Below are 26,304 nucleotides of genomic sequence, written 5' to 3'. Positions count from 1 at the left end.
GAAGAAAAAAAGGAAAATTATATCCTTATATCTTTCTTCCCCATTTTGATGTCCCCAACCCCCAGGAAAGTAAACCTTGTTTCCATTGGAATACCGACCCCATGCACCTGAACATCCTTGCGGTCAACATCTATAGTTATTTCACCTTCGTCCAGTTCGGCTTCATGCATGTAATCCATTATCAATCTATGACCGATCTCACGTGCAGCCTGCACAGCTTCTTCATGGGACTTGAAATTTTCATTCCCGCCGGGATAGAACAATGATACAGAAGAAGGACGTAGATTATATTTAGATTCACCAAAATTCGGACGAATTAGCACTTCAATACGCTTTATCCCCTTACCTGCAAGAGCCCCTACCGCATTACCAACCTCGGCATATTCAGGCAGGATTATTTCCGCATCTACTAACCTTTGCATATCATTTACATAGGCCTGTACAGGACCTCCAAGAAGTACCACGGGAACATCCACATGAAATCCACCATAATGATTGCCACGGACAACTTTATTGATCTGTGAATCCTCGAGATCATGAAAGACATATGAAAGAAGGTTCTGTGCCATGTTCTTTGCAACTTCATCTTTAACTTTACCGGCAATTTCATCAGCATCCAGATCTGCGAAATATCCAAGTATTTCTGCACCGACTCTGGCAGCTTCACTGTCCCACTCATCATATTCCCCAAGAACATGAAGGGCGTCCGTTGGAGTAAAACCAATGGCCTGCACCAGACGTTTCTGGATCAGGCTTGCCATGACCATAGGCGATGGCAATGCTTTACTGTCCCAGTAGATGTCACTAACTGTCAGGGGTTCATCCTTTATGCGGGAAAGAAGATCTTCTTCGCGCTCTGTAAGTTCAATGGGTTCCTGTTTGGTTCTGATGAAGAATTTTGTGGGCTGGATATTTTCCCCTAGCTGGCTTTTCAGGATACTCTGTCCTTTCTTGAGTTTTGTAGTGATTGCGGGATATTTACTGGCAGCCACACAGAGAGGAACGACTCGGCGTGGGCCTATGAAAACATTATGATTCTTGACCCACACATGACTGTCCCCCCCCATTGCAGAGGTTTCCATTCTGATGGCTTCCACCTTGGTTGGCCAACCACCAACAGTTGCCCCTTCATCGGTTATTTCAGGGAGATTATCAATAACCATAGCAACATCGGTACTTGTACCTCCGACATCAATGACCAGGCAATCCTTGCTTTTGGCAAGATACGAAGCACCAACAAGACTTGCTGCAGGACCGGTAAATATTGATTCGATCGGGTGTTTGAGAGCTTCTTTCATACCCACTATGGAACCATCACATTTGAGCATCATAAGTTTTGCATCGATTCCCCTTCGATCTATCTCAGATGCAACTGTTTCCATAAACCGGGTAGATATGGGCAAAAGCTGGGCGTTTAGATAGGCTGTAACACCTCTTTCATATGCTCCCAGAGACTGGGAAAGTTCATGACCACAAATCACAGGCAAACCGGTCATTGCATCTATAACTTCCCTTGCCTTCAATTCATGATCCGGGTTTCTTACACTGAAATAAGAAGAAACCGCAAATGCCGATACCTTATCCTGAACTTCTCCTACAAATTCTTTTATAGAATCCATGTCAAGGGGATATTTTTCGTTCCCTCCGGAAGAATGGCCCCCCTGTACAGATATTGAATATTTGATTGATGAATCGTTTGGAACCTCTTCCCCTATCATGATAAGAGCTACTGGATAACCTGTACCTTCCAGAATAGTATTGGTTGCAAGAGTAGTAGAGACCGATACCAGAGATACTTTTTCCAGATATGCCTGGTCCAGGCCGTCAAGCACTTCCTGAATTCCATCCAGTAAATCAGGATAGGTCGTGCGGGCCTTTCCATGATCAATAATCTTCCCATCCGAATCCCGCAGGATTACGGCATCTGTATATGTTCCACCGGCATCTATACCAAGACTGTATTTCATTTGTAACCCTCTGGCAATTTTTAAGTAGGAAATATTATATTTAATTTAAGATTGAAATTTTAATTTCTCTTATGCAACAATACCGTCAACCTGTACAACGATAAACCTTTCGTTTTCCTTTCGCTTAATAAAGGTGGTTTTTCTTTTTTATTATTTAAAAATAATTAAATACTGAAAAATACACCTGTATTTCAGCAGTTGTGTTTACATTCAATAACCATCAATTTTTCAAAAAACGAACGGGTCTCAGCTACCACATAGCCACTGAACCTCTCTCGCTTTATGATATCAAATACTTCCCTCTTACCTGTAAGGGAAGAAATGAATAACAGAACACTCCCGCCGGGTTTGAGATAGCCAGATACTTCAGCAAAAAAGGTTGCTATAGTATCCCTTCCCTCAACTCCTCCATCAAAAGCATAATTGAGCCAACCCTCTACCTTTTCGTCTTCGGATGTCGGAAGATAGGGAGGATTAAAAAGTATAATATCAAAATATCCTTTTTTCGTAAGCCCTGCAAAAAGGTTACTGCGGAAAACCTGAATTCCGTTCTTATATGCGCATTCAAGAGCATCAGGATTTATGTCACAGCCTATGGGTTCTACGTTCTTATTAGCGGCAATCACTGCAGAAACAAAGCCACTGCCCACACCCATTTCCAGCACATTCATACCATCACTAATACGGTCTACAGCAACATCTGCAAGTAAGAAAGAATCCTCTGCAGGTTCATACACATCTTTTTCAATGCTAACATAAGCATTGCGATATGAGATGGGAGCCATTAGTTATCCCTTGCTTCATAGATAATATTGGATATGGTTGCAAAATCCTCTGGAAAAAGCTGCTCGGCACGTTTTCCCAGGAAATCTTCAGGAATTAATCGAAGAATATCTTCCTGATTTGCCAGGGGTGGATTGCATTTCGTAAGGGCATTTTTCATTTTCTTGCGCCTCTGGCCAAAGGCCGCCTCAACAACCCTGAAAAATAGTTGCTCATCCTTAACCTCAAAGACCGGTGGCCTGGGTATCACTTCGACTACTGCAGACCAGACTTTTGGAGCTGGAGTAAAAGCAGAGGGAGAAATTTTGCGAAGTAGCCTGACATCAGCAAAATACTGTGTATCCACCGAAAGGCGACCATAAATCTTTGAGCCTGGCACTTCCACCATTCTTCTGGCAAACTCGTACTGATACATTAAAATCCCTTTTTCAAAACCGTGGTTAAGAAGGCGGAAAGTTATGGGAGAGGAAATCGAATAAGGTAAATTTGCTACCACTTTATTGAAGGCAGGGAGTTCAACTTTCATTGCATCCCCTTCAATTATATCAATATTGGATACTTCGTGGAACCGATCCTGCAGCACTGCCACCAGACGGGGGTCCCTTTCAATCACAATAATCCTGCCTGCCCTGGCGACCAGACGCTCTGTCAGATTTCCGATACCACCGCCTATCTCAAGCACAACATCATCATCTTGCAGGTCTGCAGCTTCTGTTATTGAGTCCAGTATCGGTTCATTTACCAAAAAATGTTGGTCAAGGAAGCCACCCCTGATCCCATATTTTTTAAGAATAGAGTATACCACACCTACACCCTTTATTCATTATGGGGGCGGCGATGTGGTCTTGTGAAGAGTCTGTACTTGATATTATCGTCTTTCAGTTCTTCCATGATACGATTGACAATAGCCTTTTGGGGCGTATGTACTCCACCCACACGTTCATGGAGTTCTTCAAGACTTTTGAACTCACCCTTTTTACGTTCATCAATTATCGCCCACATGAGTTTTTTGCCAATACCGGGTAAAAGCTCTAGCATGTGCTGGCGAGTAGTTATTGGATGAGCTTCATTGAAGAATTTTACAAAACGCTCCTCATGATGTTTTACCGATTGCTCCAGTACATATGGAAGCTCAAGTTGTGCACCACTTGTAAGATCACTGTAATGAATCCGATGCTTGACATGATCAATTTCTTCCCTGTCACCCTCTCCAATATAAACCCTGGACTGTATCTGAGGAGTGACTTTTTCCTTGGGGACAAGTTCCATGAGTACGAATTTAGAATCACCCACTGCCTGAACTAAGGGTATTTTCTGGTATGTGGGACGCGGATCATTAGGATTTCCATAAGGAAGATAATCCAGAACCCATGCGTACTCTTCTCTTTCAGTTTGTTTCCCCTTTGTATTCATTATATCCTCCACGGTGCAAGTAAGACTATTGATATTATCTAAAAGAAAAAGTCGTATATGGAATATAAATTTATTCCATATAATCCATTACGAGTTCAAGGATGGTGTCAAGCTCTTCATCTGTGAGAGTATATCTCTCTTTAGCGTAAAGTGTACGGAGTTCATCCCTGGAAAGTGGCATTGTGTCCACTATCCGAATTGCAATCTCCGGTTTCATTTTCTCCACTTCAAGCAATTTGTTGACAAACTCGCGTGCTTTTTCAGCACTTGTCCTTGAGAACATGTCTGCATGGTTTATGGCTTTACGCAGCTCATATCCAAGCTCTTCTTCGTTATTGACACGTTCTTCCAGAATCTGGTGGAGAATTCCCCTGACCTCGGGTAACGTAAGTAATTCTTCATCAAGAACTTTTTTAACTATCATTGGAAAGCACTCATCCTTTCTGCCTTAAGTTGACCTGCCATTAAGGCAGGAATAATGCAACAGACTAAACTATCAGAGGCAAAGCAGATATAGCTATTTCTGCAGGCCTTTGATATTTACATTTCTAACCAGAAATCAGTATTTCTGGGGTTTAAGGTGTTGTGGCAGGACGATTACCTGCTTATTTGCATTTCCTTCACGTACTTCAAGGATGTAGGCACGCCCGCGCTGAGAAAGTACCTTACCGGTTTTACCCTGATATCTGGGATTTGGCATTCCTTTCTGGACACTTGGGTCAATATCGATATGAACTCTCTGTCCTTCACTGAAACTCTGGATTGCCCTGCTCACAGGAGAGAGACCTCTTTCCCTGATTGACTTTTTAAGCTTGTATCTTGTACAGTATCTTTCACCATTTGATTTTGGCATAATGTTCCTCCGTTGATGATATATAAATTATAATTCGGTTAATTAGATCTTCACATCGACCACATCGAGTTCTTCAACCATTGCATCAATTCCAAGCAGGCCGGTGAGGCTCGGTGTCGTACGTCCCTCGTCACTGGATATAAGCTCTTTCACGTAAAGCCCGCCTTCACAGTCAACCCTGATTATTGCATAATCCTGATGATATTCGAGGAGTTCTATCGAATGCACCTGTCGTTTCCTTACAATATCAGCCCTTCGATGCGACACCCTTTGCGGTGTGCGCTGTTCGATAAGATTACCCTTGAGTTTGTCAAGAGCAGACCTGATGGCATCTTCCGTAACAGGGGCACTGAATGTAACTTTAAGCTTATAAACTTTATCCGCCGTAGAGTTCTTAAGGGTCTGAACTCTGGCCTTGTCCGCAAATTTGAGACTTTCAACTTCAATTTTCCCGTCAGCTTTGTTGTTTATTTGTTCTTCCAGGTCTGAAAGATCGTAGTCACGCCTACCCGGACTAAGAGCTTCGATTACAAAGGGGCGACCTGCACCAAGCATTAAGGCGTCGATGTCTTCCCTTCCAGCACCGTGGAATTTAGTATCATCACTGCCAAATGCTTCAATTACAGGTTCACTAACCAATTCGTCCACGGATTCAGGATATTGTTTTCCTGTATCATCACAGCTCTGACATCCCCTGCCCTTGCATTTGCGGCAGGGCCACCGGGTCTGGGGTATACCGCGCACAAGTTTGCGATAGCGACCTTCCACGTAAACCGAGCGGATTTCCAGTATGATATTTTCTTCTGCTATGTCAAGCATAACAACAACATCGGGCATTTTGATGTTTACTTCCTTGCCGCTGCGGGCTGCCAGGCGTTTTCCGATCTCCCTGTTAAGTTCGGTTTTCAATTGCTCGGCATAGTCAGCCCCGCATTCAGCCCAGAGGATCTCTTCATTCTCAGCCAGCAGTCCACTAACCTTTGTACCCACTACAAAAGTGGAATACTCAAGTCCTTCAAGAGCCTTTATGGCTCTGTCCACCCATTCATCCAGATTATCAAAGAGCCCGATACATACCCAGCATTCCTCTTCCTCGCAGGAGGCATTCAGTGTCTTACATGCGTAAGAGTTGGAAGGAGCAAGTTTTTCCAATAAATCCTTATAGCCTTCTTCTTTCATCAGGCGTGCAGCGTCTAAAGAGAGGGTTAGTTTGATAGCCTCTCCTCTTTCAGCATTTGTCAGGCCAGTAAGCAAGCGGGCAAATTGCCTGCCCATACAATTATCGCATATTGGGCCTTCCTCAATGATTCGTGCTGCTGTTTGCATTATGGTCATGTATTCACTTCCAATAGCAAAAAGGTTAATATTCTTTTTCCCTGCGGTCGAGTTCGTTGTGCAAAATTGTAATGCAATGATCTGAATGGAGCGAGATCGGACCTATATTAAGTTTTATTGCACCGGCTTTTTCTATCTGTGCCTCTTCTTCTTCAGTAACACCGTTGTGATCACCCAGAATAAAGACCATATCCCCTCTGGGAAGGGTTTCTTCCCGGATTTCCTTTCCGTCTTCAAGTAGATAATAAAGGGAGCAACCCTGCTGCTTGAATTCCGAAAGGAGGGTGGATAGGCTTGCATCACGCACGGTGACACCGGGGGTAGAGCGAATCTCAAAGTCAGAAGAATCCTTATCAAGTGCCTTTTTGATAAGGGAGCCGCTGCTTCTTTCATCCGGATTCAGGTAACGTACATTCTCACCATCGAATTTGACAACCCTGCCAGGGTCGGGTTCTCCCAGAAGCAGCAGGTGGATCTGTACGTCCCGGCGCAGGTCATGGGATAGAAAAAGGGCTGAGTTTACGCACCTGCACAGTATATCCATCCTACCGGCAGAACCAGGCAGGTCATTCAGGGAAAAATCATCGGCGGTATGCGCCTTATGGGCAATAATGAGAAAATGTTTCATGGTGTTTTATCCTTTCAAGTTCTGATGGCGATAAAATATGCAGTACTATTTAAATTTGATTATGTATTTTGCTAATTCACCAAGTTTATAAATTTAAAGGAGTATTAAATTATTGTAAATCCAACAGGAGTCACACAAATGGCAGACGAAATCGATTACGACATCATTGGGAATGACATGCAGCTTGTGGAGATCGAACTTGACCCTTCCGAAAGTGTGAGGGCAGAGGCCGGAGCCATGATGTATATGGGCCAGGACATCAAAATGCAGACATCAACAGGCGGCGGACTTTTTAAGGGACTCAAGAGAATGGTTACCGGTGAAAGTTTCTTCATCACTTCCTTTACCAATGAGGGAGACGGTAAGGAAAGGGTCGCATTTGGTGCACCATACCCGGGCAAGATTATTCCTATAGACCTGAATGAAGAGGGTGGAAGTTTCCTGTGCCAGAAAGATGCTTTCCTGTGTGCTGCCAAGGGTATAGAGGTGGGTATTGCATTTTCCAAGAGAATCGGTGCCGGGCTTTTCGGGGGAGAAGGTTTCATTCTCCAGAGACTTGAAGGAGACGGGCTGGCTTTTGTGCATGCCGGTGGAACGATAATCAAAAAAGAACTGAGTGCAGGAGAGACCATGCGTGTGGATACCGGCTGTCTTGTGGCTTTTTCTGAATCTGTGAACTATGACATAAAATTGGTAGGCGGATTTAAGAATGCACTCTTTGGCGGAGAGGGAGTGGTCCTTGCTACAGTATCAGGGCCCGGTACGGTGTATCTGCAGAGCCTGCCATTCTCCAGGCTGGCTGACAGGATATCGGCTGCAACAGGCCTTGGTTCCCAGAGTAACAGGGGCGAAGGCGGCGGCTTGAGCGGCATCCTCGGCGGCGATAAGAACTTCTAAGGAGCATAAATGATGCGTATACTTGCAATGTCCGATGCACACGGAAATTATACCCGCATCCCTGCCATACTTGAGAGGGCAGGGGATGTGGATTTGATAATGGTTGCAGGAGATATTACCAACTTCGGACCGGATGAGCAGGCCCTGGAGATGATGGGAATGTTTGACAAACCAACCCTGGCCATTCCGGGCAACTGTGACCTGCAAAGTATCTGCAGTATTCTGGATGAGTCAAGGGCCATAAATCTCCACGAGCGTTTGTGGACCATGGATAATGTGGCTTTCATAGGGATGGGCGGATCCAACCCCACACCCTTCAAAACTCCCTACGAAATAGAGGAAGAGGAAATTGCAGCCACCCTGGACAAACTGGCTGCTGAAGGAAGACAAAAGGGAGATTACCTGGTGCTGCTGTCCCATTCACCCCCTTACTGCACACTGGATCGCATCGAAGCCGGTAATGTGGGCTGCAAGGCTGTAGCCGATATGCTGGGCAAGGTGGACCTGATCGTCTGTGGCCATATCCATGAGGACAAGGGAGTCATGGAAGTGGCAGGTACAACTGTCGTGAACACCGGTATGGCTTCAGAAGGATCGGCTGTCCTTATCGAACTGGATGAGAATTCGGGGAAGCTGGATATCGAGATGCTGCAGGTCTGAAACTCAGGGATCGATTTCCAGCAGGTCCGAGGCGATATGCACCTCACCTTTGAATCGGCTGCGCATATATTCGAGTGATTCCTGTTCACGGCCCTGCATTTGAGGGTAGAGATGGGTCAGGTAGAGTTTGCCTGTATCAAGTTTTCCGAGATAGGGCTCCAGCATATCCGGTGTGGTGTGGAAGTCGACTTCAAAACCCGGAGGGAACGAACATTCGTGGATGAGGACATCGCTTCCCTGTGCCAGTTCCATGAGGGAGTCGCAGGGTTGGGTGTCCCCGCTATATACCATTATTTTCCCTCCATCTTCCAGTCTGTAACCCAGGGAGGGTACGCTGTGCATTCCTGGGGCACAGCTGAGCCGGCAATCATTACCGTCAAGTGCAATTTGCCGGCCGGGTTTGAGTTCGATGACAGAGAGGTCAAACCTGCCCTGTAAATAGGGATACAGCCCGATCAGGCCGTCCAGCCAGTCCCGGGTGCCCTCTGGCCCGTAGATGACACAATCCCTTTTCTCGCACAACCAGCGGCTTTTGAGCAGGGGCAGGACATCAGCCACATGATCCAGATGAAGGTGGGTCAGGATGATTGCATCGACATCCCTGGGATCGCGACCACTTTCATAGAGGCGTTGCAGCACACCGGCCCCGCAGTCAAAAAGTAATAAATTGTCGTTTTCAGTCTCAACTGCAATCCCGGACTGCACCCTGCCGGGTTGGGGAATTGCCACACCGCTACCAAGGAATTGTATTTTCATGCTTACCATAATAAGGTTTAAGTAACTTAACTCTAATTATGGATTCCGAATGGCTTTATAAACCCCATTCATAACCAACCGGCAAAGGCTAATTCTAAAACTCTTCCTGCGAGGGTTGCCCAGCCCGGTCAAAGGCGCCGGACTTAAGATCCGGTTTCGAAGGAATTCGAGGGTTCGAATCCCTCCCCTCGCACCAAATCTTAGGGTTATAGGTAGGCTAGAAAAATGCAACCCTTGACAAAAGTATCGAAAGTTCAACACCCATTATTACTTTATATATTTTATTAATTAACTTATTCTGTATTATATTAATAAATAATTGTTAATTGATAAAAATAAAAGAGAAAATGAAATTCATTTTCCACAATTATTTCTGTTTTCTTCTCTGGAAAAGCACAAGAGCAATCCCAAGCACACCCGCCGTCATGAAGGGAGAAGATGTTGGTACTTCTTCTTCACGAACTGGGCACAAATTAGGATATTCTGTACGCTCTTTGATTAGGGTAAATTCCAGATTATTGGAATCAGCTACCATGAACTTCAAACCACCTCCAATTTCCTGAATTGAACCTCTAGTCAGGTTTATTGTGTCGTTGTTGTACATGGCCAGCCATGTTGAACCTATAGTATCGATTTCAAGTATACCAAATGAATCACCGGATTCGATGACAAAAACGTCATCATAATCAATCATCCAGAGACCATCAATCACAACAAGATTTCCATCTTTGAGTAAATTATTAACATGAGTTCTGAATACTACAACATCATTTTCACCCTCAATATCCATATCCAGAATCCATGTCCCACCATCTGAAATATCTATTATTTCATCATCAATAAGTACACCTTCTTTGGATAATTCCATCCAGACTTCATCATCTTTCACATAAATCTGCTTTACAGTTAGTTCATAACCGCTTCCAAGATCGAGTGTCTCCCCTGTAACCAGTCTGTATTCCTCACAACAGTCCAAAAGCAACCTGGCGAGTTTGTCTGGCGTGTTACCCTTTAAAGGGACATACACATCTCCAAAGAGTCCAATGATATTATAGTAGGTCTCTTCAAACGCATCAGACTCAAAACTGATTCCTTCGATGGTGGAAATGTAGGTAAGTCCACCCTCTTCGATAGTTCTTTCAGAGACATTAGTTCCACCAAATATTCTGAAAGTCTCTGTTAAGATTTTTCATGAGATTCATACAAGAAACCTTCAAAGTTTCTTCCATCCATTTGAATATATTCACCATCGACACCGATGATATCATGAAGGTCTTTACCACTATACACCATTCCTTTAACATAACTGTTTTCTTCTATTACAGGAATAATGACATTAGCAGAATCTGCGTTTGTCCCCTCATGTACTCCAACGTATAAACCGCCAGTGACCTCACTTACATCTTTGTGTATTATTGGTATTTCGATAATATCGAAATCAATACTCAATATCTCCAAATCGATGTTTGCATACAAATCAAAATTACATTTATCGAAATGGTATTCAAAATCAGAAAGCTGTATGTCTGCATAGTTAGAAGAGGAAGCTGAAGTATTTGCAATCAATGGTCCGAAATTATAAAGTTCATCGGGGTGACTGTAAATGATTGTTCCTTTTCCTGTAGCATCACCACTGGCAGTCCAGTCAGCATTAATTGTTTCTGAACCAATGTTGGGGTCCATTGTCAGACCTATTCCTAAACTGACAGCATCAATACCCCATTTAAGCCCTGTATCATCAGGACTTAAAGATAAACTTTGAAGTGGAAACTCTTCATCGGGGCCAAAAGGTGTTTCAAAAGAGTCACCATAGTCCTTGTCTATATCAATTCCCGAATCACCTACCGTTTTTCCAAGAATCTCAACTATTATCCCTGCAAAAGCATCCATTCGAGCTACGAATTCATTTCCATTCTCTGCTGGTACATTTGCTGCAATATATTGATCTGCATTCCAATCTACTCCATTTATGGATGAAGACATTATGTGTGATCCAGGCTCATACATCTTACTAGGGTGATTTATTGTCACCTCTGCTGGCAACCGCAATCCCAAAGCTGCATCGAATTCAATACCTGCCTTGTAGTGAGCTATCTCAAATCCAATTATAGTCACCCTATCCTCAATAATCCAATCAATATTAGGTGCTTCATAAGTAAAACCCATGAGAACATCATTGGTGGCTGCAGGAAAATCTGATGCTGCCGCATAGTACATAACCGATTGTGACTCCTCTGGATAAGTTATTTCATAATATTCCGTAATCGTGTGTTCCCTTGGTCCAGACTCAAAATCATAATTTTCCCATGCTGATAATGCTGCTTCTCTTTCCTCCTCATCTTCAATTTCTTGAATCTGGGACAGTATATAATCCTTTATAGCTTGATCATACTCCCCCGGGACTACAGTTCCTTCTTCTATAAATTCTGGATTTTCTGATATCTGTATTTTAGGCCACTTGTTATCAGAATGACCGGCTTCTATAGGATTAGCAAACTGAATTATAGTTGTCCCTTTTAATTTAATATGATTTTTGCTCTTTTCCAATACTTCTGTTTTGTATTCTACATTACTGGGATTGAATGAAGTATTGGAAGTGCTCATAATTGAATACTTACTACTTTCACTCTGTCCCATGTTTTCCATTATTGAATTTTGTAATGGTGTTTTATCAGGAAATATATGCTCTTGATCACTTGTGGTTGCAGATACTGGGCCTATCATCATTGTGATACTTGCAATCATCAAAGCAAATGCTATTCCAAAACAAATTGACATTCTTTGTTTACTTTTCATCCCCACTCCTCTCGATAGTATAATGACAAGAAATAATATTTCATCCAAATAATAAAAAAGATGGATAATAATATCTTTTTTGAATATCATCCCCAATTACGTCTAAAACAATTTAGACTATCCATATCTTGTTTGTAGAAACTGTGCAATATGATAGTAGGAATGAGTGGTTAGAAATACTTCTACGAATTTGAATTTTCAATGCATAGAGTTGATCCTCCATCTATTAAAAAAACCAATTTGTAAATAAAAAATAAGGAAGGAAGTAAGTTTCACTTCATCGAGTAAATCCCCCATCCCTTACAATCTTCTCAATATTGCCGTTCAGAGCATCCAGTTTCCGTGATACAACATCAATTACCTCTTCATGCTTGGCAATCAACAGATCATTCTTCTCTTCAAGTTCACTTATCCTGTTTGCAAGTGAATCAAGTTTCATGTCTGACCGTTTCCCAGATTCATCATGCAATCCCTTTATCTCAGCTACAAGTTCACCATAAACCTGCTTGACCATATTCTCGATTTCGTAATTTTGTATCTTTCTGTCAGTATCACTTGTTCGATGCACGTCCTTAATGATAGCTTCTTTCAACTGATCAAGGTTCTCTGACAGATCGGACAGTAATTCCTCTCCAATACTGTCATTAATCTCTTCCATTTCCTTTACAATATCATTCTTCAACTCGTCCAAAATGTCAATTGCAGGAATGTCACCATCCATTTCAACGACACTATACGAGCCACAGGCAGAACACCTGGGTTTTTTCGTCTGAATGTTCGATTTGAATTGATGTTTACAATCCGAACAAACCAAATTTTTGAATTCTTCCATAGTACAACCTCTCTTATTTTTCGTTTATTTACTGAATATATCTTGGAATATTATAGAATTTAATAGGAATATCCGGGAATTTCTGGGAATATTAAAGGACTATTTCTGGAATATCGAGCATATTATCGAATAATATGGATTTGTAATCTTATTGGTTACATTCCACATATTCCTGCTTTCCTGTCAACAAAGAACACATCTGGCCAGAAGTCGTTTTGCTGCAGGCGATAAGGTCAACGTGATGCTCAACTATGGCTATGCTCTGCTTGAGGCGGAATGTCTGAGGGCCATAAACTCAGTTGGCTTAGATGCTCATGTTGGGTTTTTGCATGAGATGAATTCGAGCAAAAATAGTCTTGCTTATGATTTACAGGAACTATTCAGGTTTATTGTTGATCTGGCTGTATTTTCACTGGTTGAGAAGGGAGCAATGGAGAAAGAGGATTTTATCCGGACAGAAACCTATGCGCTAAGGGTTAAGCCTACAGGGGCCAGGAAGGTTACTGAGGAAGTTAATCAATGGTTAAATAAACGTTCTCAATACAGGAATAAACAGCATACATGGAGTGCTATATTGCTCCTGAAGACAAGAGAACTGGCTCAATACCTTGTTGGCAAACACAAAACTGTTGATTTCGTGTCTCCGGTATATGAAATTGAAAGACAGGACAACATGGAAATCAGACAGTTGATTCTTGATATTTCCTACGTTGAGTGGAAAAAATTGGGTTTCTCAAAGGGTACTCTACATTATATGAAACAGAATGCTAAATCTGGGAAACCGTTTACTTTGAATAAACATGTACAGGAGAGACTCAATCAATGGGCTCAATTGGTTAGTAAAGTGGAGATTTGATAGTCTTCAATGTTGGAATTTTTTTAAATAGGTTTAACTAAAAATCTATTTTTGGATATTGGTTCCATCGTTAATTTTGGTGGCTGACCTTTTTTCCAAGGAGCTAATCCATTTTCAATTAACCAAATGCCAATATCTTTGTTTATCAGTTCCCTACAATTTCCACTCCAAAATGATTGTTTATTAATATTAACTTCAACTATATGTGGATAATTGATTAATTGCAACTCTACATTATCCCACTCTTTTTTGAAATATTGATCCCTATCATTTTCATCTATCTTTAAACCATACCCAGCCCCTGAATCAGATAATTTACCATTGTTCCAAGAAGTTACAATCATACTTATCAAAGAAAACTATGGAAACTATATGTATTATCTGTTGTGGCAAGAACTAAAGAAAAAGGAAACGTTAAGTCAATTCCTTGAGTTTCTGCAAACTCTCATTGATCTTAACCTGGGATTCCTCAATGATCTTTATTAATTCGTCAGGTTTGGGAATCTCTTTTTCTTTGATGTTAGGATTAACTGCTTTGATATCGTAATCCTTTTTCTTGATAGTATCAATATCTACATACCAACTTTTCTCACTGATCTTATCTTCTTCCTTATCAGAGTGAAGTCTCATGAGGAAATCATCAAACTTATTGATTGTCAGAGGATTTTTCTTAAGCACTTTGAAATCAGACATATCATAGTACCATACTTTTTCAGTAGTTTCACCTTTTGTAAAGAATAACAGATTAGTTTTCACCCCTGCACCGGCATTTACAAATACATTTTGTGGAAGGCTTAAGATACACCAAAGATTACATTCATCCAGAAGTTTTCTTTTGGTCTGCAAAAAGGCATTTTCATTGGTTCTGAAAAGTACTCCTTCATCAATGACCATTGCACAGGTTCCGTCTTCTGCCAGATGATCAATAATATGCTGGATGAAAAGGATCTGGGTATTTCCTGTCTTAAAAGCAAAGTTGGCTTTTGAGTCGTCTCCCTCTTTACCTCCAAAAGGAGGATTGGTAAAGATATAGTCAAATTTGTAAGGAGCGCCTTCAAACAGGTCCATATAGGTTTCTCTTCCACTCAAGGTGTTTTTGAGACCAATATGAGGCTGATCAATACCATGCAAAACAAGATTTGCAAGGGCTATAGGGAAAGCCGTAAAACTATTGTCCAGACCCCAAAAGCCATCATGTTTGAGATGGTTGTAATCGGAAGCATTGAGTTTCAGGTCTGAAATTTCGGGAGTGGTTAGATATGTGTAATTTTCAGCAAGAAAGCCACCTGTGCCACAGCCCGGGTCATAAAATGTTGCATATTCCCCATTGTGTTTGACATCAGGTTTGACCGCTCTGATCATAGCCCTGATAACTTCTCTTGGTGTGAAGAACTGGCCACCATCATTGTTCTTTTCACCCATTTTCAGCAGTAATCCTTCATATATTTGAGATAAGGGGAACTGGTGAGTATCATCTATGTTTTCAGACGTTAGATGGTCAACTTTATCCAGAACGTCTAGCAGATTCTTTTCACTTCCAAGCCTTGTATGAGTGAGGTTTCTGAATATTTGGGAAATGATCTTTTGCCTTTTGGTGGCATTTGTTTTTTCTTCAAATGACTTCAAATGTGGGATTAAGTCATCATTTACAAAATTTAGGAAATCATCCATGTGGCCTTCCTGAAGTTCTTTCCTTTTCTTACCTTCAGGACTCCCCCAATCTCTCCACCTATAAGGATATTTCAGAGAAGGTTCAAAAATCTCCCCAACGGCTTCACTCTGAAGATGTTCATCTTCTTCCTTTTCATCCAGAATCCGCAAGAACATCATCCAGGTAAGTTCAGGAATATACTCCATAGCACCCTTTGTATTATCCCTGCGCATAATATCACAAATGGACTTAATGTAACCATTCATGCTGGATTGATCAGACATATTTCTACTGTTATTTTTAGCCAAATTCACACCTCTTCAGGGATTTCATATTTGCCGAACACTTCATTTAGGATGGAGGCAGGTAGTTGGTTAATTGTTTCATTTTGTTTAGTTAAAAATTCTTTTAATCTATCTATTTCAATGCTAATACCTTCTATTTTATTGACAACTATATTTTGAGTTTCTGAATCTGGAACAGGAACTTTTATGTTGGAGAGCTTTGTTGCATTAAAGTTTGCTTGAGATATGGCTCGGTTGCAATTTTCAAAAAAATATCTTTTCATACAAGGTGTATTTAAATAATAAGAAATAAATTTAGAATTAATATCTTTTATTTTTGGAGTTGCTACGATTAAGTAAGAAACAGCAACATAATCCTCATCTTTATCAAAAACAGTTGTTTTACCTACTAATTCAGCACTATTTGTCCTGTTAAATAGCAAATCTTGTCTCTTTAGCTTATGTTTATTAAACTCATCTTCAGTAAGGTCCAAGTAAGTAATATTATCAGTAACTAATTTTCCTTCATAAGTAATATTGTTCATCCGTAGTGCTGAAGTTTTAGAAGAATCTTTTACAGAAGATTTTGATATACCATATCTAGTACTGAAAATATCCCCTATTTTAATGAAATTCCAGTTCCCACTATTCTCAAAAACCTTTATCAAATAAGATTTATAAAGGCTATTGGCATTGATTAGTTCATTTTCAGCTTCTTTTTTTATCCTCTCAATTTCGGCCATTTGGTTATCAAGTTTAGCAACAATTTCTTGCTGAGTCGCGAGGGGGGGAATAACGATTTTGATATTTTCAACTTTGGTTTTTGATATTTCTGAAAAGGTTGCACCTGATCCTTGATATTTTATTTTTGGCATTATTGCTTTTAGATAATAATATAAATATTTGTTATAAATCGAATCAGAACATACAAAACTTTTGAACCCCTGATTTGTGCAGATTTCTTTTCCAGCAATTGCTAAAAGTCCAATTGGAGCCCGACTTGACATCAAAACTGAACCTTTCGGTAATAAGGTAGTAGAACATGAATCATATCCCTTTTTTGTAATTTTACGGGATGTATTGTAAATAGTGTTTCCTTCAAATTGACTCAGGTCTTTTGGTGTAATCCAAAGTATATCTCCGCCCCAATAATCTGGAACTGAAGTTTTGGGTGTAGAGCCGCTAACAACTTTACAAATGTCTTTTATCTTCTTCCATTCCCATCCAACAGGCAGTTTTTCCTTTTCCATTTTCCAGAACTTCCAGTTAATTCATGTTAAAAACCTTGTGTGTCTGGAACCAATATAACAAGTAGGAATAAAACAGTTTCTGATTAAGTTCCATGCTCAAGCAGCCAGTAAACGTTCTTTTACATCAGTAATCAGGTTATTCACCTTGATCCCAACTTTGCCAAGCGCCTTTATGCCACCTGAATTTTTGACCTCAGGCACACTGAAAACATCCCTGCTTTCCAGTTCTTCAATGCCGTTTTCTTTGAACTGGTTTGCCAGCGCCCTTATCACCTCTGAAGAGTCAGAGGGTAGAGACATGAGCCATTCGCTATTTTTGTAACCAAAAGCCTCAACCCTTTCATCTCTGGTCTTGGCAGCAACTCCAAAACCAATCTCAGCGAATAGGTCAAATATATCACAATTATCCAATTCAAGCAAATTTCGCAGCAAATAAGCACCCTGGGTACCACCCGGCAGGGCTGATATCAGGTGTTTTCGGTCCTCCGGCTTAACCCACAATTCCCTCAGGAGATCTATATCTTGGGCCTGAGCAACAAGAGACTCTGCCAGTTTTTCTTTATATTCTTCAACAGTAACAGGCTTTTCTTTACCTGTGACATCATCACGCATCAGGATAAAAGTCCCTTCATCCTTGATCTCAACATCATAGCCATGTACCCTGGCTATTTTTTGTTTTTCTCCTTGTTTTTTCTTAGTAGGCTTGGAAGGAGCAGGTTTAGGACTTGAAATAAACTCTTTACCAAATAAGTTTGTGACATTGGTATAATCATAAAGTCTGAACATATATTTGTTGAAACCCTCATCAATTCTGGTTCCACGCCCTACCATCTGATAAAACTGGATGGGTGAATTAACATAATTAAAGAAAACAATATTTTCAATACAGGGAATATCCACACCTGTGGTCAGAAGGTCCACTGTTGTTGCAATAAAATGAGAATTCTTATTTCCCCTCATATTTGAGATTAAAATTTCCTGGGATTCTCCCAGTGTACCTGCTGAAATACCCTTTTGAGTACACTTAAAAGCAAATTTTTCACACTCCGGTAATCCTTTTTCAATATAGAGATTGTTCAAGGTATTTGCCACATCACCCGCATGTTTATCATTCACACAAAAAATGATGGTCTTTTGCCTGACATCACCGGTCTGCTCAAACATCTTCATCAAATCTTCACACATGGCCTTTACTCGATCCGGCAAGATAATAGATCTTTCAAAATTCTTTTTTCCGTAAGCATCTCTAGCATCATGGATGGTTAATGGGTTACCAGTTTTTGCATCCTGAGCACCCAAATTAACAATCTCCGGTCCACTGAGAATCCTATCATCAATGTCAGGATGCCTCTTTACAATCTCACAGGCCGCCAGATATCCATCCTCTTGGCCTTTATGGTATGGATATTCATATACAGGTTCACCAAAATATTCTATATTGTTACGGCTGATTTCCTCATCCTTGCCCTTTCCAGCCGCATTGCTTTCTTCTATTTTCCTAGGTGTGGCAGTTAAACCAATCTGGACAGCATCAGGATTATTTGTCAGGACAATACTCCATTTATTCCATGCGCTTCTATGGCATTCATCAATGATGATATGGCTAAAATAATTTCGTGGGAAGTTTTCAAGGAAAAATGATTGATCTCCTTCTTCGTCAATACCAAGGGCCTGATAGGTTGAGACAATTATACGTGCATTTTTCTTAGGATTCTTGTTTTCTACAAAATCCACATTGTCTCCAAAAACAGAATACATCCTACCATAAGCCTGTCTTCTCAACTCGTTCCTATCGCAAACAAACAAGGCCCTTTTCAAATGCCCACTTTCAGCCAGTTTGTAAAGTATCTGAGAAGCAATTCTGGTTTTACCTGTGCCTGTAGCAAGGGATAGCAAAACCCTATTCCATTTATCCTGCCTTGAAGCAATCTTTTCAAAAGCGGCTCTGATTGCTGCATCTTGATAATAACGCCTTTCCGCTTGTCCTCCCTTGTAGGGAATTATCAAAGGTTTAGCATATTCATCCTCAAGAGATAAACCCTTACCATTTTCATAGCAGGATTTGAGATATTCAGGAGTCGGAAAACTATCAAGAGGGAATACATCAGTAACCCTCTTGTTGAAATCATCATATTGAACAAACAGATGGCCATTGGTTGAAAAAACAAAAGGAATATTGAGATATCTGGCATATTCTTTGGCCTGATCAATACCAATATCCGCATGTTCATCTTCTTTTTTGGCCTCAATTACGGCCACAGGTAAAGGATTTTGGCCTTTTTCCGCTGGTAAACACAAAAGGTAATCGGCTCTGCCACTTTTTCTTCTGGGTCCACCATTTATTATTTCTACAGCACCAGCAGTAGTTTCACGCCTGATAAGATCCTCTTTCCAACCCATATCATGCAGTTTTGGATCTATTAGTTTCGCTCTGGTGTCTGCTTCGTTGTGACCCATATTACCATCGATAAATTATTGTGCAGTAAGAATTGTGCAATAAATTATAAAATTCTTATGTTAGAATTGATATCAAAATAGTGTATGGTGTTAGAAAAAACCAAAAATAGTATATTAAAATTGTAAAAAATGATTATTAGTGATATAAAATACACAAAGAAATAGTCAGTCTTAAATGACTAACAATAAAGTATTTTATATTCACTGGTGTTCAAAGGGATGTAGAACTTGCAATTAAAACTTTTCTGGCTAAAAATTCAACTAGTTCTATATCATAAATCAATTGATTTACTTCTTTGGAAAATGGATTAATATATTCGCTTTCATTTGATTTACTATGTACAATCTTGCACCTTATACCATAAATTCTATCAGCTACTTCATTTATGAGATTTTCTTCTATTAAAGTTTGAGTTTTTTTACTATATGAAAAATGACACATAGATATTTTATTTCCTTTTCTATCTACATAGTATTTTTTTCGAGCTGCATCAAGTTCTAAGAAATCTTTAATTTCATCTTCACTTACACAATAAGTAATAGTTGATTTTAGTTGCTCTTTTTCATTTCCAAAAGCATTAGACATTTTTGACATTTTTATTATGTTAATTATTTTGGAGAGATCAGAATCTGAGTTCGAATTAAAACGTGGATCTTTTATCCAATTTTTTATTTTCTTATGAACTTCTATTTTTGAATAAATGGGAAAATAGAACTCGACAACTTGATAAAATGCTAAAAATTGAAATAAAGGCATATTTGAATTAGCTTTTGCATTCCAATATGATGAGATGGGCTCGTCATCATATTTATATTTCAACTTGTTTATTTTAGCATCATTTTTTACACGTGAATGTTGTCTCATTCTTCTTTTACGTTTTTCAATCATATTTTCTCTTTGAGGTACTAAATTTAATGGAACATCAACCAACAAATCAATTTGGAAAAAAAGTGAGTTTGCAAGCTTTCGTAAAATATCTACTGCATCATCATGTTGTTCTACGTCGACATTTGATAACTTCAAAGTTAGTGGATGTCTTATAGATGCAACATTCTCTCCATTTGCCCGTTTTCTTGAAAATAAAAACGGTGAAGAATCTCTTTTACCATATTGTAAAATAGCGAACTCATCAGAACAAATTCCAATTGAAATATCTATATTTCCTTTGCAAGGAAATGAGATCCTATCCAATTTCTCTGAATCTTCACCATTTGATTTTTCAAAATCTTCATCACTAAAAATCTGAAGTCGTCTTAGCAAAAAACTTGTAGGAACAGGTCTATTATCGGCATTAATTAGATTAATTTCACATTCTATATTTTTTCTATCAGATGACCAAATTGCCTCATAATCTTGGATAAAGTTAATTTTTTCAATATTGGTAACATTCAATAAATTTAACAGATGATCATCAATAGGGTATCTTAGATCATAATCCATTCTGCCACCCTTTATTTGAAAAGTAAGCATCTTTGGTGATTCATCATCGTTATGTTCAATTTCATGGTCTATTTTATTTTCAGAAAGCTTTGAAAGAAAATCTTCTAAAATATTATGAGACATGGATTTATTTTATAGGGGTATATAATATAAAGCTTCCTAAAAAAATGAAAGTCTAAAACTTCTACATTATAAGTCTTGTTCAAATAAAAAATGAAATGAACAAAAATATCAAATATAACTTTCCAAATTTCTGAGTATCTATTTTCTAGGATACCTATAACCCCGCACCAAATCTTAGGGTTATAGGTAGAAGTAAAAAATACAACCCTTAAGATAAATTCTGGAAGTAATCAGATTCTCAAGAAATCAATTATTTTGTTAAAAAATAATTGCTTTTAATTTAGAAATAAGGAAGAGGAAGATAAATTTCCTTCCTCAATTAATCCTCTTCCCTTCTCAGCACCAGTACAACCGCAAATCCTAGCATTCCTATAATTAACATTGGATTTGCTGTCGGCACATCGAAATTGGGTTGTGGATGAATTACGGGCCCAGTTTCTTGTTCTACCAATGTCAATGGCAGGTAATCTGTATTATTTGAATCTATGTCAAATTGGGAATCGCAGAATCCATCATTATCAGAATCCATGCAAGTTTGGCTATATCCTGTACCGTTGGGGTGTGCCCAGTAATTACCGCCTATATTAGGGCCGTTTACGATATTTGGACCTGGGGTTTTGGTAACGTTCCAAATGTTTCCTGTACTGTCATCTATCCCTATATTGTTGGTGTTGTTGAAGAAGTTGTTATATATCGTGTTGTTATTACCATTAGACAATTCAATACCATATTTAGTATTGTTACAGATGACATTACCTTTCAATATATTATTGTTAGACCTAAAAATATAGATTCCATTATCATTAATGTTGTTAGACGCATTGTTATTGGTCAGTGTGTTATTGCTGGAACGAGCAAGACGAATGCCATTCTTATCGTTGTACAATGCATTGTTGTTGGTCAATGTGTTATTATTGCTGAAGCTAGAAAGATAAAAACCACCATCATCACCGTTGTAAAATGCATTGTTATTGTCTATCGTATTATTGCTGGATTCAAAAAGGCGGATGCCGTCATAACTGTTGTATGATGCATTGTTGTTGTCTATCGTATTATTGTTGGATCTAGATAGATAGATGCCATCATCATCGGTGTACAATACATTGTTGTTGGTCAATGTGTTATTGTTGGAATAAGAAAACTCAATTCCATCAAAGCTGCTGTTTAACACATTGTTATTAGTCAGCGTGTTATTGCTAGAATCATCAAGATAGATGCCTTTATTGTTGTGAGATGCATTGTTATTGGTTATTTTGTTATTATTGCTGAACCTCCGAAGATAGATTCCTTGAAAATTGTTGTTTGATGCATTATTATTGTTCAGGCTGTTGTCGTTAGACTTGTCAAGATAGATTCCTCGTTTGTTATTAGATGCATTATTATTGGATAAAATATTATTACTGGATGAAGTAAGATATATTCCTTCGGTTTCAGTGTCCAATACTGTATTATTGTTCAAAATATTGTTGTTAGAACTGTCAAGATAGATCCCTCGGAAACCGTTATTCAATACCGTGTTATTGATAAGATTGTTGTTATTGCTGGATTTGCGAATATAAATGCCATCAATATTGTTTTTTGATGCATTATTTTCAATCAAATCATTATCACTGGAATTCAAAAGTTCAATACCTTCAGCTTTGTTAGAATTTGCAATGTTGTTATTCAGATTATTGTATCTTGAACCGTCAAGAAAAATGCCACGGGAATTATTCGACAATTCATTATTATTGATATTAGTATTCTGTACACCACCAAGGTATATTCCAGCTTTAGAGCTACTTGCGGCACCTGTTATATTGAAACCACTGATTGCCACATTATCTCTGGTCACGTCAAATACATGGTCACTTGTAGAAGCAGCCTGAACTTTGGTATCATCAGGATTCCCGGATTCTGATATTATGGTTACTGATTTGTTAACGTCCACATTCTCGTTATATGCACTTGGATAAACAATGATTGTATCCGTATCGTTCGCAGCGTTTATAGCAGCCTGTATCGTTGTGTAGTTGCCAGATCCACCGCCACCAACATTGAGTGTAGCTGCTGTTCCTATTCCTGATAAAATTACAAACAATAATGTCGCTATTGCAAGATATTTTTCCACTCCCATTAGAATACCACCAAAATTTCCATTCGCGTACAGATGATTAGACTATTAATTACTTAATCTAATATTTAATAAATAGAAATAAGAACTAATGGTTATGAACATCAGTTCTAATTACAGGTCTGTATAAAGCAATCTATGATAGATTTTCTTCAATATTGGAATACAATACATCGATTTTCAATGCATTGTGTACATCCTCCATCTCTTAAAACAGCCTATTTATGAATAAAAAAAGAAAGAAACTGGTTATGGATGATAGATGGTTGTTTTTTCATAAATTTATAATATTACAATGAAATACAACATTTAATACACATTCTGTTTATTAACAAACATCCTCAATCCACTACACGTGCTTGCGTCTGGAGGTCATATCTCGAAGGATTTATAGTCTGAGGGAAAGAACTCAATTCAAATGGTGAAGTATCCCCGGAAGTAATGATATCAAGTGTTGAATATGAATAGTCTTTTCCGATAACGATGTCATCTTCATTGTAAAAAGTACCTATAATTTTTACGTATTCGACGGTTTCCTCACCATCATTTTGTACTTCCCCTACAACCTCGAAATAATCGCCATCATTATCCGAGGTATGACTTTTTATGATTACATTTTCATAGGGTTCAGAAGACGTCGTGCTATAGGAAAGTTGCAGTTTATAGGAATCTGGAATAAAACTGTCTGGATAGGTGTTGAGTTCAAAGGGTGATTTTTGACCAGGTTTCAGTATATCTATGTCGGTATAAGTATAATCCATTCCAATTACTTCATTTTGTTCATTGTAGAAGGTTCCAACAATTTTCACATATTCAATATTTTGGTCTAAATTATTTTGTACTTCTCCAACTAAATGAAAATCATCATATTCAATATATGAACTACTACTCAATATTTCCGGTTCATGAAGCGGTTCTTGATATTCAATTTCACTTCCACGAACCTGAAGATCATATCTTGAAGGATTTATTGTTTGAGGGTAGGAACTCAATTCAAATGGTGAAGTATCCCCGGAAGTAATGATATCAAGTGTTGTATATGAATAGTCTTTTCCGATAACGATGTCATCTTCATTGTAAAAAGTACCTATAATTTTTACGTATTCGACGGTTTCCTCACCATCATTTTGTACTTCCCCTACAACCTCGAAATAATCACCATCATTATCCGAGGTATGACTTTTTATGATTACATTTTCATAGGGTTCAGAAGACGTCGTGCTATAGGAAAGTTGCAGTTTATAGGAAGCTGGAATAAAACTGTCTGGATAAGTGGTGAGTTCAAAGGGTGATTTTTGACCAGGTTTCAGTATATCTATGTCGGTATAAGTATAATCCGTTCCAATTACTTCATTATATTCATTGTAGAAGGTTCCAATAATTTTCACATATTCAATATTTTGGTCTAAATTATTTCGAACTTCTCCAACTAAATGAAAATCATCATATTCAATATATGAACTGCTACTCAGTATTTCCGGTTCACCTACAGGAATATCATATTCATCTCCTGATAGGAAAAAATCAACAAGTTCTGAAATTTCACTAATAGACAGTTGTCCATTAAGGAAGTCATCCACAGCTGCAGATATTTCTGAAATTTCTATAATGTAATTGTTATTTAAATCATATGGATTATAAACCGAGTTATTATATTGTATTGTATAATCTGTTTTTGATTCATTGATTGATTGTGCCATTAATGGGCTTCCATATGCACAACTAATAGAGACACAGAATACAAAAAGTAGTACAAAACAACTCCTAATTTTCATAATATTCCCCACAACCAATTAACAACAAACTCATCATTTAATATCTTCTTCATGTACCAATAATTAATAGGAACTAGAGAGTAGAAACAATAATCAGAATGCTTTTTTCCAAAAGTCTATTAGTACGAGCAACTTAGAATAGTGTGTAAAAAATCTCTATCAAATTTGGTTATATGTGGGGGGACTTATTATGAAAAGAAACAATACTTTAAGAATGCTCAGCATAATGTTTTTGGTGTTAGCAGTCACAATACCGATGCTTTCATCTGCTGCAGCAGAATCCGTAGTATGCAGAGATCTGCCAGCAACATCTATGCAAGGCGATGAAATTACTGTAGTACTTAAATTTCTCATCTGCATTTTTAATGATTTCTTCTAATTTGAAAGAAACTCCTGTAGTGGTCAAAAATTTAGGCATGTATTAAGATTTGAAATTCTATTATATAAAATATGTGAAGTTATAATAATGAATGGTCAATACAAAATTAGAGATCAAAAACAAATTTCAAGGGTTGCATTTTTCAATTCTACCTATAACCCAAGAATTTGGTGCGGGGATATAGTTATCTTCTATTTTTTGTACGCTAGGATTTTTGCTTTTTTACAAATAAAGTTACAACTATGAAATAAATTATATATTATGAACTTCTCCATGTACAGTACAAAATATACATTTTCAAAAAGTAAACTTGTTTTAAGGAAGAAAACTCTTATGGAAACCCTAAGATTATTAAAATTCAGGTCATTGTCTAATGATGTAGAGCTTGGATATATCCAAGATATACTCAAAAAAAATGAATTTTGGTGCTCAAAACTGTGGAACTTAAATGACCCAATGGAAGGAGTATTTTCAACTTATAGACCTGAAAAAGTGGATGAAATATTTTCCGAAAAAAACAATACTGTTATTTGCTCTTTTAGTGGAGAAGAAACTTTAAGTTGTCCCCTAATGTGGGGATATTATGCAAATGGGTTTAAAGGGGTAGCTATTGAAACAGAGGTAAAACTTGATAAGAATGATAACATAATCAATGAAGATAAGAATATAGGTGGAAAAGTAATAAAAGTCGACTATAATAATATAAATTTCACTCGTGTAAATAACCTCACAGTTGAAAAAATAATGACAAGAAAATTGGAAAACTGGTCACATGAAGATGAATATAGATTCTTGAAAAATGCAGAAGAAGGGCTTCATCAAATTGGCACTGTTAGCAAGGTTTATTTTGGTGCTCCTTATCATAATATTGAAAATAAAGCCGAAATTAAAAGTGCCTCAAATAATCTACAAAAATATGAAGATTTAAAAGATGAATTAATAAGTAGTTGTGAAAATTATGATCACAGTGGTGGTACAATTTCATTTAAAGATTGTACCATTGATTATAATGGGCTAATTGAAACAAAACAGATACTGTCTTTGAGATAAATAGT

Annotated in this window: 24 protein-coding genes and 1 tRNA gene; 6 read left to right on the top strand and 19 right to left on the bottom strand. The window is 38.5% G+C overall.

The annotated features are described in order from the left end of the window. Positions 1–17: 17 nt before the first annotated feature. The 8 genes from BHR79_RS08525 to trmY form a co-directional block, all read right to left on the bottom strand. Complete coding sequence (locus BHR79_RS08525) at positions 18–1,967, bottom strand: hydantoinase/oxoprolinase N-terminal domain-containing protein (protein ID WP_072561927.1); 1,950 nt, start codon at positions 1,965–1,967, stop codon at positions 18–20. 191 nt (positions 1,968–2,158) lie between these two features. Continuing rightward, on the bottom strand, positions 2,159–2,752 hold the full coding sequence (locus tag BHR79_RS08520) for a HemK2/MTQ2 family protein methyltransferase (RefSeq protein ID WP_072561926.1): 594 nt from the start codon (positions 2,750–2,752) through the stop codon (positions 2,159–2,161). Continuing rightward, the gene (rsmA, locus tag BHR79_RS08515) at positions 2,752–3,555 is read right to left on the bottom strand and encodes a 16S rRNA (adenine(1518)-N(6)/adenine(1519)-N(6))-dimethyltransferase RsmA (RefSeq protein ID WP_072561925.1); all 804 of its coding nucleotides are present in this window, start codon (positions 3,553–3,555) and stop codon (positions 2,752–2,754) included. Before rsmA ends, BHR79_RS08520 begins: the two co-directional genes overlap by 1 nt. An 11-nt stretch (positions 3,556–3,566) precedes the next feature. Continuing rightward, complete coding sequence (locus BHR79_RS08510; protein ID WP_072561924.1) at positions 3,567–4,163, bottom strand: DUF655 domain-containing protein; 597 nt, start codon at positions 4,161–4,163, stop codon at positions 3,567–3,569. A 70-nt stretch (positions 4,164–4,233) separates the two neighbouring features. Continuing rightward, positions 4,234–4,587 (bottom strand): RNA polymerase Rpb4 family protein, encoded by a 354-nt coding sequence (locus BHR79_RS08505; protein WP_072561923.1) that lies wholly within the window; start codon positions 4,585–4,587, stop codon positions 4,234–4,236. Positions 4,588–4,722: 135 nt separating this feature from the next. Next, complete coding sequence (locus tag BHR79_RS08500; protein WP_072561922.1) at positions 4,723–5,016, bottom strand: 50S ribosomal protein L21e; 294 nt, start codon at positions 5,014–5,016, stop codon at positions 4,723–4,725. A 42-nt stretch (positions 5,017–5,058) separates the two neighbouring features. Next, a complete protein-coding gene (locus BHR79_RS08495; RefSeq protein ID WP_072561921.1) occupies positions 5,059–6,351 on the bottom strand; it encodes a tRNA pseudouridine(54/55) synthase Pus10 in 1,293 nt (430 codons plus the stop codon). 25 nt (positions 6,352–6,376) lie between these two features. Next, positions 6,377–6,979, bottom strand: a complete 603-nt coding sequence (trmY, locus tag BHR79_RS08490) for a tRNA (pseudouridine(54)-N(1))-methyltransferase TrmY (protein ID WP_072561920.1) — start codon at positions 6,977–6,979, stop codon at positions 6,377–6,379. Between the two features lie 138 nt (positions 6,980–7,117). Here trmY and BHR79_RS08485 point away from each other — a divergent pair, with 138 nt between their 5' ends. Beyond that, positions 7,118–7,876: a TIGR00266 family protein gene (locus tag BHR79_RS08485; RefSeq protein ID WP_072561919.1), complete on the top strand. Its 759-nt coding sequence runs from the start codon at positions 7,118–7,120 to the stop codon at positions 7,874–7,876. A gap of 9 nt (positions 7,877–7,885) precedes the next feature. Then, positions 7,886–8,536 carry a metallophosphoesterase family protein gene (locus tag BHR79_RS08480; protein ID WP_200796361.1) on the top strand — a complete coding sequence of 217 codons (651 nt, stop codon included), beginning with the start codon at positions 7,886–7,888 and terminating at the stop codon, positions 8,534–8,536. A gap of 3 nt (positions 8,537–8,539) precedes the next feature. Here BHR79_RS08480 and BHR79_RS08475 read toward each other — a convergent pair whose 3' ends face one another. Then, positions 8,540–9,301, bottom strand: a complete 762-nt coding sequence (locus tag BHR79_RS08475) for an MBL fold metallo-hydrolase (protein WP_083433072.1) — start codon at positions 9,299–9,301, stop codon at positions 8,540–8,542. Positions 9,302–9,400: 99 nt separating this feature from the next. Between BHR79_RS08475 and BHR79_RS08470 the strand changes: the two genes are divergently transcribed. Continuing rightward, a tRNA-Leu gene (locus BHR79_RS08470) sits at positions 9,401–9,488 on the top strand. A 171-nt stretch (positions 9,489–9,659) separates the two neighbouring features. On the opposite strand, the gene BHR79_RS08465 is transcribed toward BHR79_RS08470, so the two are convergent. From BHR79_RS08465 to BHR79_RS08455, 3 genes are all read right to left on the bottom strand, one after another. Then, entirely contained in the window at positions 9,660–10,457 is a 798-nt protein-coding gene (locus tag BHR79_RS08465) for an S-layer protein domain-containing protein (protein ID WP_268765993.1), read from the bottom strand. 14 nt (positions 10,458–10,471) lie between these two features. Further along, a complete protein-coding gene (locus tag BHR79_RS08460; RefSeq protein ID WP_072561916.1) occupies positions 10,472–12,088 on the bottom strand; it encodes a hypothetical protein in 1,617 nt (538 codons plus the stop codon). A 277-nt stretch (positions 12,089–12,365) separates the two neighbouring features. Continuing rightward, positions 12,366–12,920, bottom strand: coding sequence for a hypothetical protein (locus BHR79_RS08455; protein WP_072561915.1), 555 nt, complete (start codon positions 12,918–12,920; stop codon positions 12,366–12,368). A gap of 151 nt (positions 12,921–13,071) precedes the next feature. Here BHR79_RS08455 and cas1 point away from each other — a divergent pair, with 151 nt between their 5' ends. Further along, positions 13,072–13,776, top strand: coding sequence for a CRISPR-associated endonuclease Cas1 (cas1, locus tag BHR79_RS08450; protein WP_234970400.1), 705 nt, complete (start codon positions 13,072–13,074; stop codon positions 13,774–13,776). Positions 13,777–13,799: 23 nt separating this feature from the next. Here the strand turns inward: cas1 and BHR79_RS08445 are convergent, their stop codons facing one another. From BHR79_RS08445 to BHR79_RS08415, 7 genes are all read right to left on the bottom strand, one after another. After that, positions 13,800–14,120, bottom strand: coding sequence for a hypothetical protein (locus BHR79_RS08445; RefSeq protein ID WP_072561913.1), 321 nt, complete (start codon positions 14,118–14,120; stop codon positions 13,800–13,802). Between the two features lie 70 nt (positions 14,121–14,190). Next, the gene (locus BHR79_RS08440; protein WP_244888350.1) at positions 14,191–15,693 is read right to left on the bottom strand and encodes a class I SAM-dependent DNA methyltransferase; all 1,503 of its coding nucleotides are present in this window, start codon (positions 15,691–15,693) and stop codon (positions 14,191–14,193) included. A 44-nt stretch (positions 15,694–15,737) separates the two neighbouring features. Next, complete coding sequence (locus BHR79_RS08435) at positions 15,738–16,961, bottom strand: restriction endonuclease subunit S (RefSeq protein WP_072561912.1); 1,224 nt, start codon at positions 16,959–16,961, stop codon at positions 15,738–15,740. Positions 16,962–17,057: 96 nt separating this feature from the next. Further along, a complete protein-coding gene (locus tag BHR79_RS08430; protein WP_072561911.1) occupies positions 17,058–19,418 on the bottom strand; it encodes a DEAD/DEAH box helicase family protein in 2,361 nt (786 codons plus the stop codon). 211 nt (positions 19,419–19,629) lie between these two features. Continuing rightward, positions 19,630–20,982, bottom strand: coding sequence for a hypothetical protein (locus BHR79_RS08425; protein WP_072561910.1), 1,353 nt, complete (start codon positions 20,980–20,982; stop codon positions 19,630–19,632). Between the two features lie 319 nt (positions 20,983–21,301). Continuing rightward, positions 21,302–23,098 (bottom strand): right-handed parallel beta-helix repeat-containing protein, encoded by a 1,797-nt coding sequence (locus BHR79_RS08420; RefSeq protein ID WP_072561909.1) that lies wholly within the window; start codon positions 23,096–23,098, stop codon positions 21,302–21,304. Positions 23,099–23,436: 338 nt separating this feature from the next. Then, entirely contained in the window at positions 23,437–24,795 is a 1,359-nt protein-coding gene (locus tag BHR79_RS08415; RefSeq protein WP_072561908.1) for an FxLYD domain-containing protein, read from the bottom strand. Between the two features lie 265 nt (positions 24,796–25,060). On the opposite strand from BHR79_RS08415, the gene BHR79_RS10570 reads away from it, so the two are divergent. Continuing rightward, positions 25,061–25,249 (top strand): hypothetical protein, encoded by a 189-nt coding sequence (locus tag BHR79_RS10570; protein ID WP_091828960.1) that lies wholly within the window; start codon positions 25,061–25,063, stop codon positions 25,247–25,249. A gap of 273 nt (positions 25,250–25,522) precedes the next feature. Then, positions 25,523–26,299 carry a DUF2971 domain-containing protein gene (locus BHR79_RS08410; RefSeq protein ID WP_072561907.1) on the top strand — a complete coding sequence of 259 codons (777 nt, stop codon included), beginning with the start codon at positions 25,523–25,525 and terminating at the stop codon, positions 26,297–26,299. Positions 26,300–26,304 lie beyond the last annotated feature (5 nt).

The organism is Methanohalophilus halophilus (genome assembly GCF_001889405.1).
GTDB classification, from domain to species: Archaea; Halobacteriota; Methanosarcinia; order Methanosarcinales; family Methanosarcinaceae; genus Methanohalophilus; species Methanohalophilus halophilus.
The sequence above is the reverse complement of the archived record's forward strand: the minus strand, read 5'-3'. Positions and strand labels throughout refer to the sequence as shown.